We start from the raw sequence: 751 nt of genomic DNA on the forward strand, positions 1-751 counted from the left end.
CACGCGAGTCGATGGAATACGACGTGGTGATCGTAGGCGGCGGCCCGGCGGGCCTGTCCGCGGCGATCCGCCTGAAGCAACTGGCAGCAGAAAAAGGCGCTGAAATCGGCGTATGCGTGCTGGAAAAGGGCTCGGAAATCGGGGCGCATATCCTCTCGGGCGCGGTTATGGATCCGCGCGCCATCGGCGAACTCATTCCCGACTGGAAGGAACAGGGCGCGCCGCTGAACGTGCCCGTTACCGAAGATCAATTTCTTTTCCTTTCGGAAAACAGCGCGAAGACGGTGCCCAACTGGGCGCTGCCGGACAACTTCAAGAACCACGGCAACTATGTGATCAGCCTCGCGAACGTCACGCGCTGGCTGGGCCAGCAGGCCGAGGCGCTGGGCGTGGAAATCTTCCCGGGTTTCCCGGCGGCTGAAGTGCTCTATAACGACGATGGCTCGGTGAAGGGCGTGGCTACCGGCAACATGGGCGTCGGCAAGGATGGCGAGCCCACCGAGAACTTCCAGCTCGGCATGGAGTTGCACGCGAAGTACACGCTGTTCTGCGAAGGCTGCCGTGGCCATCTGGGCCGCCAGTTGAACGAGCATTTCAAGCTCGGCAAGGACGCGGACCCGCAGGTGTACGGCATTGGCATCAAGGAATTGTGGGAGATCGATCCGGCCAGGCACAAGCCGGGTCTGGTGATCCACACGGCGGGCTGGCCGCTGGAAAAGGACACCTACGGCGGCTCGTTCCTGTACCACAC

At 62.5% G+C, this 751-nt stretch carries 1 protein-coding gene; it reads left to right on the forward strand.

Translation table 11 applies throughout. The features are described 5' to 3' along the window. A partial coding sequence (locus tag HV773_RS36550) for an NAD(P)/FAD-dependent oxidoreductase (RefSeq protein WP_175198562.1) occupies positions 1-751 on the forward strand: 751 nt, incomplete at both ends.

It is taken from the genome of Paraburkholderia caffeinitolerans (genome assembly GCF_902859945.1).
Taxonomy (GTDB): Bacteria; Pseudomonadota; Gammaproteobacteria; order Burkholderiales; family Burkholderiaceae; genus Paraburkholderia; species Paraburkholderia caffeinitolerans.